This window comes from Vibrio tubiashii ATCC 19109 (assembly GCF_000772105.1).
GTDB lineage: Bacteria > Pseudomonadota > Gammaproteobacteria > Enterobacterales > Vibrionaceae > Vibrio > Vibrio tubiashii.
In genome coordinates this window covers 1692718-1705510 of record NZ_CP009354.1, presented here as the reverse complement: position 1 = coordinate 1705510, position 12793 = coordinate 1692718, and the positions used below count along the sequence as shown (strand labels likewise).

Genomic DNA, 12793 nt, shown 5'->3' with positions numbered 1-12793 from the left:
TCTATTTCTCGTTTGCGTTAGCAACAAACAGTTGTTTGCCATTAAGTTTAAAGTCGTTAATCAGTTTTTGCCCACGTGGGTTCACTAGCCAATCACTAAACTCTTTTGCACCTTGGTAATTAATGCTTGGGTAGCGTTCTGGGTTAACCAAGATGACCTGATATGGGTTAAATAGCTTTTTGTCACCTTGGAACAAAATCTCGAGATCAAGTTTGTTGTTGTATGCGAGCCAAGTGCCACGGTCAGTCATGGTGTAGCCTTGCATTTCGTTCGCCATGTTGAGCGTTGGCCCCATACCTTGACCGACACTACGGTAGCCACCGAAATTTGGCTCCATTTTGGTTTGTTCCCAGATCCCTTTCTCTTTTTTATGAGTACCTGAATCATCACCGCGAGAGACAAACGTCGCATCCATATTGGCGATGTTTTTAAACACTTCAGCGACATCTTTCTGCTTTGCCACTTTGGCTGGATCGGCGTGAGGGCCGACAATAACAAAGTCGTTGTGCATCAGCTTACGAGGTAGAACGCCATAACCCTTTTCAACGAAGTTTGCTTCGGCTTTCGGGGCGTGAGTCATGACCAAATCAACATCACCGTTTTCACCCATTTTGAGCGATTTACCCGTACCGGCTGCGATCACATCGACTTTGTAACCCGTGTCTTTTTCAAATTCAGGAAGTAGGTAGTCAAGTAGGCCAGAGTGGTAGGTACTTGTCGTTGTTGCCAAACGCACGTGAGAGTTATCAGCCGAGGATGCCGAATAGCTAACTAGAGCCAAAGACGCAGTTGCTAATGTAAAAGTGAGTTTTTTCATATTGTTATAAATCCGTTTTCTATAATTTGGGCTATTCAAATTAAGAGATATTGAATCTATGCCATAAGATTCGTGTTATAAGTCGGCATGCATAGAAAGCAATCTTAATGCCAAAAATATGTGATAGTTTTCAAACGAAATATCAATAACTTACCTAGTTAAAACTTGATGGGGGACAAAATGTCTCACATTTATTGAGGCGTTAACGGATAAACTTGGTACACTCTGTCCCAATTACCCTATATGAAAAGTGGTCATCATGCCTCCATCATTCGATCCTAATAAAGCTTCACAATATCAAGCGTTTTCCGTTCTCGTTGTTGATGACGAGATCGGAATGCAAACCATACTGAACAAAGCGTTGAGTAAATGGTTTTCAAAAGTAGATTGTGTCGGGAGTATAGAAGATGCTGAGCAGCTTCGTAGTGCTAACCATTACGATTTGATTGTTCTGGATATCAACTTACCTGGGCGTTCGGGAATCGAATGGGAAGAAGCTTTTAATGACCCTGATAAAAAAGCCGACATTATCTTTATGACGGGCTACGCAGACTTAGAAACCGCGATTTCCGCACTCAAGCTAGGGGCGTCTGATTTTATTCTTAAGCCGTTCAACCTCGAGCAAATGTTGCAAGCCGTGCAGCGCTGTATTGATAAGCGCTTAGAAGAACGTCACCAGTTTGCGTTGCGTCATGAGTTTAAACGCCATGTCGCGACTGACATTGTTGGAGGTTCTGAAAAGACCGCACAGTTAAAGCAGCTCATCACTCAGTTTGCGCCGTCACGCGCCTCCGTATTAGTAGAGGGCGAGTCGGGAACGGGTAAAGAGCTAGTAGCCCGAGGTATTCATGAAGCAAGTCAACGCAGTGGGCCTTTTGTACCCATCAACTGTGGCGCAATTGCGCCTGAACTGCTTGAAAGTGAGCTGTTTGGTCACAATGCCGGAGCATTTACAGGGGCTAAGAAAAGCCGTGAAGGTTTGTTCCGTGTTGCAAATGGTGGCACGCTCTTCTTAGACGAAATTGGTGAAATGCCGCTCGCAATGCAGTCTGCCTTATTACGTGTTTTAGAACAGCGAACAATCCGCCCAGTTGGTGGTGAAAAAGAGATATCGGTTGACGTTAGAGTTGTGGCAGCAACCAACCGTAACTTACAAGAAGAGGTTAACAAGGGAAATTTCCGCGCAGACTTATTCTATCGACTTAATGTCCTTAAAATTGATGTCATGCCTTTAAGAGAGCGCAAAGCCGATCTGATTGAACTTGTGCCATTTTTCACCAAAATGCTCGCATCTGAGCTAGGCATGCCAAACCCAAACTGGGCACATGAAGATATTCTGGCAATGAACGAGTACGATTGGCCAGGCAACATCCGCGAACTAAAAAACCTTATTGAACGTTGCATCTTGCTTGGTAAGCCACCTGCGCACTACTGGCGAGAGATCCATGGCGACACATTAAAACCTTCCGTTACCATGACCGTCTCAAGTGGCGCAGAGGTGATTGAACTGACAACGCCGTCTAATCAAGGCGAAGGTTATCCAAACAGTTGGCCACTAAAGCAAGTTGAGAAAGCCCATATCCAACAGTTGGTTGATTTTCACGATGGCAACAAATCTGCCGCTGCGCGAGATTTGGGTGTTGCGCGCAAAACGTTAGAGCGTAAGTTTAAAGAGTGGGATAGCGAGGAATCGAGCTATGCCGAATAGCACCTCTCTATGGTCAAAATGGCGTTATCGATTCAAAACCATGGTTCGTTATCGCCTGATGATCTTAACCTCTGCGCCTATCGTTCTGACTTTGGTCGCGCTTATAGGTATCACCATTTATTGGTCGATCCATTACACATGGCAAAGCGCATTAGTTGATGTGTCTGAAAGACTTGGCGTGGCAGAAAATAGCATCGAACTGATTCAAGAGAAGCAGGCGAATCATGTTAAATCGTTTGCAAGTTCTTTTGAATTCGTTTCACGAGTCCGTAGCAAAGAAGTCAGCGAGTTGGATCTATCTAGTTGGGTATCGAGACAACGAGAAAAATATAAGCTCGATTTTCTGCGTTTCCATCGTGTTGACAGCATGGAAAATAAATTTAGATTTATGGATCTGACTCATCGAGAATCCTTTTTCGACGTGTTAACTCAGCAGGAATTGGCTGAGTTGGGCAATGACTTAGTTAAGCGTGCTCAAACGCCGATTCTCGAGAACAATTCCGTTGAAAGCAGGGGGCTAGTGAGTCGTACAGTAATCCCTATCCGCAGCCAAACCAACGATATCATTGGCTTTTTAGATGGAGGGTTACTGCTTAACAACAGTACGGTGTTGGTTGATACGATTCGTGATCTTATCTATCCGTCAAAGCAAGATAGTTTGCGCCCTGTCGGCACTTTGACTGTATTTTTAGATGACTTACGTGTTAGCACCAACGTCCCTTTAGACAGTAACGACCGACTAGGTAGAGCCATCGGTACTCGCGTTTCTGATGAAGTGAAACAAGCGGTTCTGGTAGAAGGACATGAGTGGACAAACTTAGCGTTTGTGTACGATGCATGGTACATCACTGCCTATCAGCCTTTATATGACCAGTACAACAACGTGATTGGTATGCTGTATACGGGGTATTTGTTGTGGCCATTCGTAACCACTTACATGACTAATATCGCAGAGATCTCTATTACGACGCTCTTCTTACTGTTTATCTCTAGTTTGCTTGTTTATCGAGGCTCTCGGGATCTTTTCATACCGATTGAACACATTCACCGTGTAGTAAAAATGATTCAGTTGGGCAAAGAGACTCGCATTGGGCCTTTGGGCTTAGACGAAGGGCATGAACTTGCTCAGCTTGCCAAACAATTCGACAACATGCTCGACCTTCTTAGGCAGCGGAAGAATGAAATTCAACGGGCTGCGAATGAACTAGAGTGTAAAGTCCAAGATCGAACAGCGAGCCTCGAAGAGAAAACGCAAGAGCTAGAGTTACATATCCAACTACTGAATCAGACACGTGACAAATTGGTTGTTAATGAAAAACTGGCTGCTTTAGGTGAGCTTACTGCTGGTATTGCACACGAGATCAATAACCCAACAGCTGTGATCTTAGGTAATGTTGAACTGATGCAGTTTGAGTTAGGTGATGAGTCATCTCGAGTAAAAGAAGAGATTGAAGCAATTCACGCGCAGATAGACCGCATCCGCAATATTACACGTAGTCTGCTGCAGTACAGTAGACAAGGCGGTGTACAGGATGAGATCACTTGGCAGCGTGTGAATCCCATCATTGAAGAGAGCGTTACACTGGTTAAAACAGGTGCAAAGAAACGTGAAGTGACGTTTGAAACAGAGTTAAACGCGCAAGCATCCGTTGAAGTGAATCGCCATCAGCTACTGCAAATTTTGGTCAATCTGCAAATGAACGGTATTCATGCAATGCAAGGGAAAGGTCGACTAATCGTCTCAAGCGAAGACTGGGTAGAAGAAGGGCAGACTCGTGGTGCTGTCATTCATGTTAAAGATGAAGGCTGCGGTATTAAGCCCGAGAACCTAAAACGAATCTTCTCACCGTTTTACACCACTAAGCGGGATGGAACCGGCTTAGGTCTTTCTGTCTCACAAAGTATTCTCAGCCAGTCTGGTGGTGAACTCAGAGTTGACTCTGAATGGGGTAAAGGAAGCCAGTTCAGTATTTACCTTCCCGAACGCGCTGAACCTCAGCTCAAAGTTATGAACCTATAAAAAAACGGTCAGCAATGATGCTGACCGTTTTTCTACTTATTTGGCTCTTCGGCTAAGGTGTCTTTACACTCCTGATATTTGAGCTTTTCTGGTAACGACTCGGGCGGCATTCCGCACTCCATGATCACTTTTTTGTCGTAGCACTTATTCGATTTTCCATGTAAGCAGATGATTTCATCATCTTGATAAACGATGTCACCTGTTTGTAAATGCCCATAGGTATCGTTTCCCCACACTGGGTTGGCATTAAACGTATTTTTGGCAATTGCAAAGGATGCAGTAAAAGGCATTGAGGCAACAAGCAAGAAAAGTGTCTTATTCATGGTTTTGATTAGTTGTTGGAACTGTCAGCGATTATATAGAACTGCAACCTGAATCCAACTTTAAAATGTTAGATAAGATGACTGAGACAATCGCCTTATTCGATGTGAGAAAAACAAAACTTGAAGTTCGTCTCAGTAAACAGTAGTGTGGCGCGGTTTTTCATATTTTATAGGTAACGACATTGATTTCCACTAACAACATCACACAGCAATTTGGCGCTAAGCCACTTTTTGAAAACATCTCTGTTAAGTTTGGTGAAGGTAACCGTTACGGCCTTATCGGTGCGAACGGCTGTGGTAAATCAACGTTCATGAAAATTCTAAGCGGAGAGCTTGACCCTACAGGTGGTAATGTAAGTTATGACCCTAACGAGCGCGTAGCGAAGCTAAACCAGGATCAGTTTGCTTACGAAGAGTTCACCGTGATTGATACCGTTATCATGGGTTACAAAGAACTGTGGGAAGTAAAAAAAGAGCGCGATCGCATTTATTCTTTGCCTGAAATGAGCGAAGAAGAGGGCATGCTTGTTGCTGACCTAGAAGTTCAATTTGCAGAAATGGACGGTTACATGGCCGACGCAAAAGCAGGCGAGTTACTCCTTGCTGTTGGTATTCCTGAAGAGCAACACTACGGTTTAATGAGCGAAGTTGCCCCTGGTTGGAAACTTCGTGTACTTCTTGCACAGGTTCTATTTGCTGACCCGCACATCATGCTACTCGACGAACCAACCAACAACTTGGACATGGATACTATCCGCTGGTTGGAAGAGACGCTAAACCAACGTAACTGCACGATGATCATCATCTCGCACGACCGTCACTTCTTGAACTCAGTTTGTACACACATGGCAGACTTAGACTACGGTGAGCTGCGTGTATACCCTGGTAACTATGATGAGTACATGACAGCGGCATCGCAAGCACGCGACCGCCTATTGTCTGACAACGCGAAGAAAAAAGCGCAAATTGCCGAGTTGCAAACCTTCGTTGCTCGTTTCTCTGCTAACGCATCTAAGGCTAAACAAGCCACTTCTCGTGCTAAGCAGATTGATAAGATTCAGCTTGAAGAAGTGAAAGCATCAAGCCGCCAAAACCCATTCATCCGCTTTGAGCAATCGAAAGAGTTATTCCGTAACGCACTTATCGTAGAAAACCTTAGCCAAGGTTTCGAAGACGATTTGTTTAGCGATTTCAATGCGATCTTTGAAGTGGGTGAGCGTGTTGCCATCATTGGTGAGAACGGTGTAGGCAAAACAACGCTACTCAACACTCTTGCGGGTGTACTAGAGCCACGCACGGGTGAGTTCAAGTGGTCAGAAAACTCTAATATTGGTTACTATGCGCAAGACCATGCCGCTGATTTTGAAGAAGATCTAAACCTTATGGATTGGATGGGACAGTGGCGTCAAGAAGGCGATGACGAGCAAGTTATTCGTAGCTTCTTAGGTCGTATGCTGTTTTCGCAAGATGACATCAAAAAATCAGTAAAAGTACTTTCTGGTGGTGAGCAAGGCCGTATGCTTCTAGGTAAGCTTATGATGCATAAACCAAACATGTTGTTGATGGATGAACCAACCAACCACATGGATATGGAATCTATCGAATCTCTAAACACTGCACTAGAGCAATACAAAGGTACGTTATTCTTCGTATCTCACGACCGTGTATTTGTAGACTCGTTGGCAACTCGTATCATCGAGATCAAAGATAACAAGATTACCGACTTTAAAGGCACTTACGCAGAGTTCCTAAAAGCGCGTGGCATTGTAGGCTAAGATTAGCTTCAAATCTGGTTACTGAAAGCCTCGCATTACCTAATGCGGGGCTTTTTTGTAGTTCAAATATTGGTACTGTATAAATACACACATTGTCGAAAGCAGGATGCAAATCATGCTAGATAGAACAATTCTGCATTTTGTGATTCGTAAGTTTCTATGTTTGATGTAAGTAACTGTTATTTCGTAAGTTGGTTTGGTAACGTGAGGGGAACTTAAGTTTTAACGCAGATTGGTTCTGTAGTTTTTTATAGAATTGTTCTAGCTAAGAACTGTTAGGTTTTAAGGAGTTATTATCAACAGATTACTAGTATTGATGGGAGTGTTTACTGCGTTTATAGCGCATGGTAATCCCGTAACTTCAGAATATTGCTCAGAGACAATTATCCAATCAAATAGATTGGAAGCAGGTCAAATGGTGAGAGTTCAGCAAGGAGAGCTAAGGGTCAATGTTTACAGACGAAGTAGGGTGGAAACCGCTAAAGCTAAAAAACATAGTGGTAATATTTTTGATGAACGATATCCTTCTTGGTGGCCTAAAGACAAATATCCCCTCAATTACGTTTCTGAAGCAGAACGTTCAGTTGTTCCTGAGTATTTTGTTTTTTGGGACCGCAGCCCTGTTAATGGAGCGATCGTAACTCTGATTAGCCCAGAATTGTTCGATGAATCAGAAGACCTAAGTTACCTTGGCGATGGTTGGCAGCCTGGTTTTATCGACTACGATAATCAAGTTTACTATGACACGACAGGTAGGCCTGTTAAGTGGGGAGCAAAATCAAAAGGTTTGGAGTTGTCAAAACTACCACTGCTTATTCCAAATCATGAATATGATGAAAAGACAGGAAACATAAGACTCCTTTGCCAATAAACCTAACAATCTGCTTAAGACGGACTATCAACGCTCGGCGGTTTTGGTTCTAGTCTGGTAAAGTGTTTACGGCGGTTAGTTTAAGTATCGCGCTATGCGTTGTTAGCCACTTAGCAGGGCGTTTAGCTACATTTATGCACCGAAAATTAAATTAGGTTAAGGATAATAAAAAATGTCTAATGGACTGAAAACTATACTATTAGCGTTGCTAATGTTGACTTTTGATGCACAAGCAGAAAATGAAAATCGCTCGGATGTGAGAACGACAAAAGTAAGCATCATAAATCTATTTAACTATTATAATGAATTGGCATTCGCAGCTAAGCCTGAGTTACAGGTAGCTAAATCAGACGTTAAGGTGTCTTTGGTTTCAGAATACTTAGCATCTCTTAGTGAAAGTGATCGACTAAGCCTTGAAAAAGAACTGAACAAAATAAAAGATATTGAAGGCACTATTGGACATGAACTTAGAATTGATACGGTGTCTCAATTGAATAGTTATATTGGTACGACGGAGGGTGAGTTTAAGGTATATGAATATATTTACCCCAATGCTTGTGCCAAAGTAGATATTTTAACGGTTATGAAAAATAAGCGTGAAATGGTAGCTGAGCTTAAATTGAAATCTCCTTACGATAGGATAGAAGACTGTGCTAAAGATGTGGCACTAACTCAATATATGTATCTTGGTTCAATTTTTCAGTTAACGGAAGGGACCAACGCAAAGCAATTGTTACATAGTATCTATGAAAGCCTCAAGGCGAAGAAACCTTACAACTTGAGTTTAGATGGGGTTGAAGTAAATGTTGGTTTCGTAGATGGAGAGATTTTGCTTTTATCTATTGAGCCAGCAGTCTAGTGTACGTAGCTAACAAACTGCTTAAGACGGACTATCAACGCTCGGCAATTTTAGTTCTCGTTTGGTGCAGTGTTTACGGTGGTTAGTTTAAGTGTGGTGGTAAGAGTTGCTAGCCACTTAGCAGGGCGTTATGTTTACTTGTATTTCAAAGGCTTAAATGTCTCAGGCTCTAGTTCTTTGTCCCTCTGGCAATTCGTCCCTAGTAGACTCAGCAAATCCGCATTGTCGGCCTAAGTTTTTGAATCTCTCAGCCCGTAAAACATGTCAATGTTCGTGGGTTGCTTCATTGTCAGGTCGTGGCGGTTGGCTTTTTGTTTTACTGGCCCAAAGTCGCTTTGAGGTTCTTAGTGAATTGGCATTCTACCTTGGCAGTTGTCTCGGCAACCTGTCATTGTCTTGCGCTTTGGTTGGAAAGATAGGGCGCTTGTTGGTGCTTAGTCGGGTTGCCTCATTGGGTAGGGAAATGGAATTATTCGTTTCTGGTTGGTCGCCTTTGGCGGTCAAGTTGGTTCTAGCCTTGTGGTTTACTTCAGAAAACTAGTCAGAAATAGTAGTTCTTTCTCAATTAAATCATGTGTTTGTGGTAAAACATAACAAACAATTCAACAGTGATTCGCAACGCTTGGCGCTCTCACTTCGGGTTGAGTTAAGTGTTTACGGCGCAGTGTTCAAGTTCAGTGTTTGCGCTGCTCACACGTTAATTGGGCGTTAGCTATATCAAGGAGTTTAAGGTGAAATGTTTCAAATTAATTAGCTGGTTTCTTTTGTTGGGTACACCAATATGGGTATCAGCTTCTGAAGTAGAAAAGTACAACATAGCATTAGACAATTCTTCGCTTACTGCTGCAGTTCAAGCGTTTAAGGATAATAGCAATGACGCTACTAGAGAGAAATTGATGGAAAGTCTTACAAACGCGTCATATCTGATTGCTTCAAATCCAAGTCGTCAAATAACGGAGCCAGATTCACAAGGGTACGTGTTCAAGGATGTCGATTCGGAATGGGATTTGCTTTCAATTGAAGATGAGTCTGGGAAGTCATTGTTACCTATTTTTAGCAACTGGAATGAGTTAAAGCAGTTTTTTGACTTCCCTGTAACTGGGGTAGTTGTTAAAGGGAAGAATGTTTGGGAGTTAGTGTTACGATCTAATGACTATGAAGCAATATTGGTTGACCCTATATCCACATCGATAGAGTTAAATAGAGAAACTCTAGAATACATGTCCAAATAAAAAATTGCGCATTATAGCTAACAAACTGCTTAAGACGGACTGTCAACGCGGGGCAATTTTGGTTCAAGTCGGGTGTAGTGTTTACGGTGGTTTGGTTAAGTGCGGTGGTCGCGTTGTCAGCCACTTAGCAGGGCGTTATACGAATAAGGAAATTCAGCAAATGGAAACAGTCTTAATTACTGGTGCTTCAAGGGGAATTGGACTTGAGTTAACTCGCCAGTTTTTAGCTTTAGGTTACAAAGTCATCTCGACTTATCGTGGTGAGCCTTCAACGCAATTAAAAAGCCTGCTCGTTAATCGTTCATTGACATTGTATGAACTAGAGGTCACTGACGAAATCTCAATACTTAATTTGGCTTCTAAGCTATCAAATGTTCAACTAGACATACTTATTAATAATGCAGGTGTTATTGGATCAGATGAACAATCAATGGAGGCCATCAACTCGAAAGAGTGGCTCAACACCTTTGCCGTAAACTCAATAGCCCCTCTTATGGTTAGCCGAGCTCTCTTAGGGCTTCTAGAAACCACTGCTAACCCTCGTATTATCACGATTTCAAGTCAAATGGGTGCATTAAACCGAGAAAGCTATGGCATGTATGCGTATCGAAGCTCAAAAGCAGCGGTTAACAAAGTTATGCAAGTGTTGGCGTTAGAATTGAAGCCAAAAGGAATTGTCGTTTGCCCAATTCATCCGGGCTGGGTTAAAACGGATATGGGGGGCAAAGATGCTGACATTACTGTTGAAGAAAGTGCGTCAGGTATTGTTAAACTTGCTCGTAACCTGACCCTAGAGCAAAGTGGTAAGTTCTTAACATGGCAGGGTATGGAGCACGTCTGGTAAATTCGTATAACAAACAATTCAAGCTGATTCGCAACGCTCGGCGCTTTCGGTTTCAATTGGTTTGGTGATTACGGTGCAGTGTTTAGGTAAGGTGGCAGCGTTGCTCACAACTTAATTGGGCGTTATGTTTACTTGTATTTCAAAGGCTTAAAGGTCTTGGGCTCTAGTTCTTTGTCCCTCTGGCAATTCGTCCCTAGTAGACTCAGCAAATCCGCATTGTCGGTCTAAATTCTTGAATCTCTCAGCCCGTAAAACATGCCAATGTCCGCGGGTTGCTTCATTGTCAGGTCGTGGCGGTTGGCTTCTAGTTTAACTGGTTCAAAGTCGCTTCTAGGTTCTTAGTCAATTAGCATTTCGGCTTGGCAGTTGCCTCGGCAATTCAGCATTGTTTTGCGCTTTGGTTGGAAAGATAGTGAGCTCGTTGTTTCTTGGTCGGGTTGCCTCATTGGGTAGGGAAGTGGAATTATTCGTTTTTGGTTGGTCGTCTTTGGTGGCCAAGTCGGTTCTTACCTTGTGGTTTAGTTCAGAAAATTAGTCGGAAATCGCAGTTCTTTCTCAATTAAGTCAGTAACTTGTGGTAAAACATAACAAACAATTCAACAGTGATTCGCAACGCTTGGCGCTCTCACTTCGGGTTGAGTTTCGTGTTTACAGCGCAGTGGTTTAGTTCAGTGGCTGCGCTGCTCACACGTTAATTGGGCGTTATGTGTTCGAGGTAAATAATGAACGAAGATACTGTTAATAAACTAGCGCAAGCTTTAATAGACCAAACTGTTTGGTCTGAACTCGAATACTATGTAGTCGTGATTTTGTTAGCATTGATACTAGCTTCTCTAGTGGCGTTTTTTAAAACTTTATACTCTGAGAAAGCCAAGTTTTCTGCAATTGAGTCAAGTTTGAACACGATTAAAGTCCAAACTGAACTCACTGCTAGCGTTACAGAAAAAATAAGAACTGACTTAGAGTTCCAGTCTTGGAACAAGAAGGAAATATCCCAAATTCGCAGGTCTAAACTTGAACAATATATGCTTCTAGTTATGGGGTTGACGGATTCGTTTCATAAAGAAGTGGAAGTCCGTTTTTTTAATCAATCGCATGAATATGATGATCAGGTTTGGAATAAGGCACAGTTAATTCAAAATCTATACTTTCCAGGCTTGGATGACGAGCACAACGAACTGAGGAAATCCATCGCTAAGTATAAAAGCTGGTTGGCTGAAGGTTTATCCGATATTGGGGCTAATCGTCAAAAAGGGATTTCAAATCCGCAGGTAAGCGAGGTACATATGGAAGAATACACTGATATTCTAACCGACATAAACAATGCCGTACTAGCTATTCAAGTTAAAGCTAGAACCATGAGCAAAGAGCTACACACATAACAAGCAATTCAAGCTGATTCGCAACGCTCGGCACTTTCGGTTTCAACTTGTTTGGTGATTACGGCGCAGTGTTTTAGTAAGGTAGCAGCGTTGCTCACAACTTAATTGGGCGTTAGCCGTCATGGAGGAAAATTGGAAGTTCAAGTTATCGCAGCCCTTATAGGGATCGCTGGAGTCACATTAAGTGCAGTCTTTAGCGGTTTCGGGTATTACGCCAAAGTGCGAGCTGAAAAGCTACGAACGACGCGTCAGGTATTGTTCTATTTATTAGAGTTTCGTGCACACGTGTTAGCGTCAGCTATGTCGCCCTCAGAATTATATGAACAATACCTCAACGAATGTCGGAAATACTTTGATAAAAAGAGAATTGCAGGTGTAGTTATTCCACGACAGAATCAGGAATTGATGCTGGGGTATTTTTCACAACTTATTGAGCAGATTACTCCAGAGTTATCGCAAGAATTTATTTCTGGCTATTCGAATACGATTAACGAGCTTGCTAAAGACAAACCTATTCTTGCTTTCCAACTCCGAGGTAAAGACGTTGCAACTAAAATGGTAATGCTCCAGAAGTCGTATTTAGAACAACTGCAAAGTACGGACTTGTTCACAACCGATCAAAGCATCAGTGCTTTCCTCCAAAAGCAAGTAACAGAAGCTCACGATAATGGGCTAAGGGAGGTTTTAGCTTTGTTAGACGAGGAGCTAACGGTTGTATCTCGGGCTTGTGGAGTGGTCCACTACATAAAAGTTAGAAAAATAGTTAAAAGTAAGGTTAAACCAACAACCAACCTTGAAGACGTTGGTATCGAAGAAATGTTCAACAGTTTGTTATTAGCATTTTCTCACCACATAAACTCAGAGCAAGAGTGCGTGGAAAATGACGGCTAACAAACTGTTTAAGAGTGATTCGCAACGCGTGGCATTTTTACTATGCGTTGGTTTTAGTGTTTAAGGTGGTA

Annotated in this window: 11 protein-coding genes; 9 read left to right on the top strand and 2 right to left on the bottom strand. The window is 42.5% G+C overall.

The window, feature by feature from the left end:
• Window position 1: 1 nt before the first annotated feature.
• Complete coding sequence (locus IX91_RS07725) at window positions 2-817, bottom strand: substrate-binding domain-containing protein (RefSeq protein ID WP_004743684.1); 816 nt, start codon at window positions 815-817, stop codon at window positions 2-4.
• 259 nt (window positions 818-1076) lie between these two features.
• On the opposite strand from IX91_RS07725, the gene IX91_RS07720 reads away from it, so the two are divergent.
• Window positions 1077-2525: a sigma-54-dependent transcriptional regulator gene (locus tag IX91_RS07720; protein ID WP_004743685.1), complete on the top strand. Its 1449-nt coding sequence runs from the start codon at window positions 1077-1079 to the stop codon at window positions 2523-2525.
• Window positions 2515-4545 carry a sensor histidine kinase gene (locus IX91_RS07715; protein ID WP_004749506.1) on the top strand — a complete coding sequence of 677 codons (2031 nt, stop codon included), beginning with the start codon at window positions 2515-2517 and terminating at the stop codon, window positions 4543-4545. The genes IX91_RS07720 and IX91_RS07715 overlap by 11 nt, the downstream gene beginning before the upstream one ends.
• A 32-nt stretch (window positions 4546-4577) precedes the next feature.
• On the opposite strand, the gene IX91_RS07710 is transcribed toward IX91_RS07715, so the two are convergent.
• Window positions 4578-4868 (bottom strand): hypothetical protein, encoded by a 291-nt coding sequence (locus IX91_RS07710; RefSeq protein WP_004748923.1) that lies wholly within the window; start codon window positions 4866-4868, stop codon window positions 4578-4580.
• 182 nt (window positions 4869-5050) lie between these two features.
• Here IX91_RS07710 and IX91_RS07705 point away from each other — a divergent pair, with 182 nt between their 5' ends.
• From IX91_RS07705 to IX91_RS07675, 7 genes are all read left to right on the top strand, one after another.
• Window positions 5051-6643, top strand: coding sequence for an ABC-F family ATPase (locus tag IX91_RS07705; protein WP_004748924.1), 1593 nt, complete (start codon window positions 5051-5053; stop codon window positions 6641-6643).
• A gap of 316 nt (window positions 6644-6959) precedes the next feature.
• Window positions 6960-7514: a hypothetical protein gene (locus IX91_RS07700; RefSeq protein ID WP_174329879.1), complete on the top strand. Its 555-nt coding sequence runs from the start codon at window positions 6960-6962 to the stop codon at window positions 7512-7514.
• 172 nt (window positions 7515-7686) lie between these two features.
• The gene (locus tag IX91_RS07695) at window positions 7687-8373 is read left to right on the top strand and encodes a hypothetical protein (protein ID WP_004748926.1); all 687 of its coding nucleotides are present in this window, start codon (window positions 7687-7689) and stop codon (window positions 8371-8373) included.
• Between the two features lie 731 nt (window positions 8374-9104).
• A complete protein-coding gene (locus IX91_RS07690) occupies window positions 9105-9605 on the top strand; it encodes an SseB family protein (protein ID WP_004748927.1) in 501 nt (166 codons plus the stop codon).
• A gap of 160 nt (window positions 9606-9765) precedes the next feature.
• Window positions 9766-10449: an SDR family oxidoreductase gene (locus IX91_RS07685; protein ID WP_004748928.1), complete on the top strand. Its 684-nt coding sequence runs from the start codon at window positions 9766-9768 to the stop codon at window positions 10447-10449.
• A 722-nt stretch (window positions 10450-11171) separates the two neighbouring features.
• Window positions 11172-11831 (top strand): hypothetical protein, encoded by a 660-nt coding sequence (locus tag IX91_RS07680; RefSeq protein ID WP_004748929.1) that lies wholly within the window; start codon window positions 11172-11174, stop codon window positions 11829-11831.
• Between the two features lie 132 nt (window positions 11832-11963).
• Window positions 11964-12722 carry a hypothetical protein gene (locus IX91_RS07675; RefSeq protein WP_004748930.1) on the top strand — a complete coding sequence of 253 codons (759 nt, stop codon included), beginning with the start codon at window positions 11964-11966 and terminating at the stop codon, window positions 12720-12722.
• Window positions 12723-12793 lie beyond the last annotated feature (71 nt).

What these genes read in the sequence shown, in the direction of transcription:
- IX91_RS07725 (WP_004743684.1), bottom strand. Translation starts at nt 817, where the DNA reads ATGAAAAAACTCACTTTTACATTAGCAACTGCGTCTTTGGCTCTAGTT.
- IX91_RS07720 (WP_004743685.1), top strand. Translation starts at nt 1,077, where the DNA reads ATGCCTCCATCATTCGATCCTAATAAAGCTTCACAATATCAAGCGTTT.
- IX91_RS07715 (WP_004749506.1), top strand. Translation starts at nt 2,515, where the DNA reads ATGCCGAATAGCACCTCTCTATGGTCAAAATGGCGTTATCGATTCAAA.
- IX91_RS07710 (WP_004748923.1), bottom strand. Translation starts at nt 4,868, where the DNA reads ATGAATAAGACACTTTTCTTGCTTGTTGCCTCAATGCCTTTTACTGCA.
- IX91_RS07700 (WP_174329879.1), top strand. Translation starts at nt 6,960, where the DNA reads ATGGGAGTGTTTACTGCGTTTATAGCGCATGGTAATCCCGTAACTTCA.
- IX91_RS07695 (WP_004748926.1), top strand. Translation starts at nt 7,687, where the DNA reads ATGTCTAATGGACTGAAAACTATACTATTAGCGTTGCTAATGTTGACT.
- IX91_RS07685 (WP_004748928.1), top strand. Translation starts at nt 9,766, where the DNA reads ATGGAAACAGTCTTAATTACTGGTGCTTCAAGGGGAATTGGACTTGAG.
- IX91_RS07680 (WP_004748929.1), top strand. Translation starts at nt 11,172, where the DNA reads ATGAACGAAGATACTGTTAATAAACTAGCGCAAGCTTTAATAGACCAA.